Source organism: Roseicyclus sp., from assembly GCF_052168335.1.
In the GTDB taxonomy this organism is placed as follows: domain Bacteria; phylum Pseudomonadota; class Alphaproteobacteria; order Rhodobacterales; family Rhodobacteraceae; genus Roseibacterium.
Genome location: NZ_JBQLZP010000126.1, coordinates 1 through 3,034, shown reverse-complemented (window position 1 = coordinate 3,034; position 3,034 = coordinate 1). Strand labels below are relative to the sequence as shown.

Genomic DNA, 3,034 nt, shown 5'->3' with positions numbered 1-3,034 from the left:
AGGGCGCGAGGTCCGTCGGCATGGCGCCGCGCGCCGCGCGGTCGCGGAACTCGGCCTCGAACCGGATGCGCTGCGCCTCGGTCAGCTGCGCGGCCAGCGCCTTGGCGCGGCGGTCGTAGATCACGGCGAGGACCAGCCCCGCGAGGACGAGGAGGCCGAGGACGAGGCTCTGGAGCGAGAGGGCCATGGCGTCAGGCCACCGGATGCCGCCAGCTCGCCGAGTAGGCGCCGGTCACGTGATGCTCGAGCTGCCGCTCGATGTCGCCCAGAAGCGAGGAGGCGCCGAAGCGGAAGAGGTCCGGTTGCAGCCATCGGTCGCCCAGCTCCTCCTTCATCATCGTCATGTAGACGATCGCGTCCTTCGCCTTCGAGATCCCGCCCGCGGGCTTGTAGCCGACCTTGAAGCCCGTCGCGGCCTCGTAGGCGCGGATGGCGCGGATCATCGTCAGCGTCACGGGAAGCGTGGCGTTGACGCTCTCCTTGCCGGTGGAGGTCTTGATGAAGTCCGCCCCCGCCATCATGCAGACGAGCGAGGCGCGCGCGACGTTCCTCAGCGTGCCGAGCTCGCCCGTGGCGAGGATGGCCTTCACATGCGCATCGCCGCAGGCCGCGCGAAACTCGGCCATCTCGTCATGGAGCGCCTGCCAGTCGCCGGTCAGGACGTGGCGGCGGGAGATGACGATGTCGATCTCCTTCGCGCCGGCCCGCACGCTCTCGCCGATCTCGCGGACGCGGAGGTGATAGGGCGAAAGGCCCGCCGGAAACCCGGTGGAGACGGCGGCTACGGGAATGTCCGAGCCCTCCAGCGCCTCGACGGCGGCGGGCACCATCTCGTGGTAGACGCAGACCGCGCCGGTCGTGATCGCGGGCAGGCCCAGCTTCTCGAGGATGTCGGCGCGCACCGGCTGCCGCGCCTTGGCGCAGAGGCGGCGGACCCGCCCCTCGGTGTCGTCGCCCGCGAGCGTCGTGAGGTCGATCAGCGTGATCGCCTTCGCAAGCCAGGCGGCCTGCCATTCCTTCTTGACCGTCCGCCGCCCGGGCAGCGTCGCCGCGCGGCGCTCGATCGCGCTGGTGTTGGCCTGCACCCGCGCGACCCAGTCTAGGTCGAGCGGCATCCCCGCATTGCGCGGCAGATGGACCTGCGGAAGCTGTCCGGAGGTCTCGGTGCGCGGCATCTCGGTGGCGGTCTGCGGCTGGCTCATGCGACGGTCCCGTCTGCAGGTGTCCCGGCCCGGAAACTCTCACGCGGGGGCCGCGAAGGCAAGCTTGACCAAACGGTCAAAAATCTAGAGCCGCGACAGGACGAGGCCCGCGCCGACGAGGCCGACCGCCGCGATGCGCGTCCAGCCGATCTCGCGCACCGCCATGCCGAAGGCGCCGACCGCGTCGAAGGCGAGGGCGGCCACGAGCTGCCCGAAGACCAGGGCCGCGACCATCGTGACGACGCCGAGCGTGCCCACGGACCACGCCGCCGACCAGACGTAGAGCGCGCCGAGCGCGCCGCCGACCCAGGCCCACCAGGGCGCGGAGGCGACCTGCGCCGCCGAGGGCACCCCGCCGCGCAGGAGCGTCAGCGCCGCGAGGACGAGGAACCCGACGAGGAAGGACACCGTCGCGGCCGTCACCGTCCCGCCGAGGTGGCCGCCGAGGCGCGCGTTGATCGGCGCCTGGGCCGAGATGCAGGCCCCGCCGATCGCCGCCGCGATCAGCGCGAGCAGGTAGTTCGTGGACATGGCGTCTCCTTCGCGTCGCGACGCCAGATTGCGCCGCGTCGTCATGGGCGGCAAGAGGACGTGACAGGGCGGGGACGACGGGCTAACAGGCGGCGCAAGCCGCAAGGGGGATACCATGGCCTTCGACCGCTCGATCAAGATCGCGCCCTCCATCCTGTCGGCCGACTTCGCCGATTTCGGCCGCGAGATCCGCGCGATCGAGGACCAGGGCGCGGACTGGGTCCATGTCGACGTGATGGACGGGCATTTCGTGCCGAACCTCACCTTCGGGCCGCCCGCGGTGAAGGCCTTCCGCCGCCACGTGACGACGGTGATGGACGTCCACCTGATGATCGCGCCGGTCGATCCCTACATCGACGCCTATGCCGAGGCCGGCGCCGACATCCTGACCGCGCATGTCGAGGCCGGGCCGCATATCCACCGGACGCTCCAGGCGATCCGGGGCGCGGGCATGAAGGCGGGCGTCGCGCTCAACCCCGGCACGCCGGCCGAGGCGGTGGCGCATCTCCTCGACCTCGCGGACCTCGTCTGCGTGATGACGGTGAACCCCGGCTTCGGCGGGCAGAAGTTCATCGACATGACGGGCAAGATCGCGCGCCTGCGCGAGATGATCGGCGACCGGCCCGTGCATGTCGAGATCGACGGCGGGGTGGACGCGCAGACCGCGCCGCTGGTCGTCCGGGCGGGCGCCGACGTGCTGGTGGCCGGGTCGGCGGTGTTCCGGGGCGGCTCCGTCGACGCGCCGGAGGTCTACGGCGAGAACATCCGCGCCATCCGCGCGGCGGCCGGAGCGGCCTAGTTCTCGATCAGCACGGCCCCTTCGGGCTCGGCGATGTCGCAGCCCCCGGGCGGGGGCTGCTGGCCGGGCGGACGGCCCGGATACCAGACCCGGCAGGAGCCCGGCGGCGGCATGTGGCCCGGTGGCACGTCCACGCCGACGGCGGCCCCGCGCGGCGGTCGCACCCGCGGCACGACGCGTTCGGCCGGGGGCCCGGCGAGGCTGACGATCCGGTGGGCGTAGGTTCCCGCGATGCAGAGCGTGTCGGCGCCGCAGTCATCGCGGCGGGCGATCCAGCGCGCCTGCACCTCGTCCTCCGCCTCAGCCCGGACCTCGCCATAGGCCAGCGCGAGCAACGCGTCGAGGCGGGAGAGCACGGGCTCGGCGCAGATCGTGCGCTCGGTCATGTTGAGCCCGTCCCCCCCGCACCACGGGCGCGGCAGCCGTTCCTCCGCCCGTGCCAGCGCCTCGGGCGGCTCGCGTCCCGGAGGGGGCAGGGCGAGGGCCGGGTCGGGGGTGAAGG

The 3,034-nt window shown here is 72.6% G+C and carries 5 protein-coding genes; 1 reads left to right on the top strand and 4 read right to left on the bottom strand.

The window, feature by feature from the left end; genetic code table 11:
- From ACTS11_RS04060 to ACTS11_RS04050, 3 genes are all read right to left on the bottom strand, one after another.
- The coding region (locus tag ACTS11_RS04060; RefSeq protein WP_442639063.1) for a hypothetical protein at positions 1 to 187 on the bottom strand (187 nt) is incomplete at its 3' end.
- 4 nt (positions 188 to 191) lie between these two features.
- Positions 192 to 1,202 carry a deoxyribose-phosphate aldolase gene (deoC, locus tag ACTS11_RS04055; protein WP_442639062.1) on the bottom strand — a complete coding sequence of 337 codons (1,011 nt, stop codon included), beginning with the start codon at positions 1,200 to 1,202 and terminating at the stop codon, positions 192 to 194.
- An 84-nt stretch (positions 1,203 to 1,286) separates the two neighbouring features.
- A complete protein-coding gene (locus tag ACTS11_RS04050) occupies positions 1,287 to 1,733 on the bottom strand; it encodes a DMT family transporter (RefSeq protein ID WP_442639061.1) in 447 nt (148 codons plus the stop codon).
- A gap of 115 nt (positions 1,734 to 1,848) precedes the next feature.
- Here ACTS11_RS04050 and rpe point away from each other — a divergent pair, with 115 nt between their 5' ends.
- Entirely contained in the window at positions 1,849 to 2,532 is a 684-nt protein-coding gene (gene rpe, locus ACTS11_RS04045; RefSeq protein ID WP_442639060.1) for a ribulose-phosphate 3-epimerase, read from the top strand.
- Here rpe and ACTS11_RS04040 read toward each other — a convergent pair.
- Positions 2,529 to 3,034, bottom strand: a 506-nt coding sequence (locus tag ACTS11_RS04040) for a lysozyme inhibitor LprI family protein (RefSeq protein WP_442639059.1), incomplete at its 5' end; no start/stop codon positions are given. The genes rpe and ACTS11_RS04040 overlap by 4 nt on opposite strands.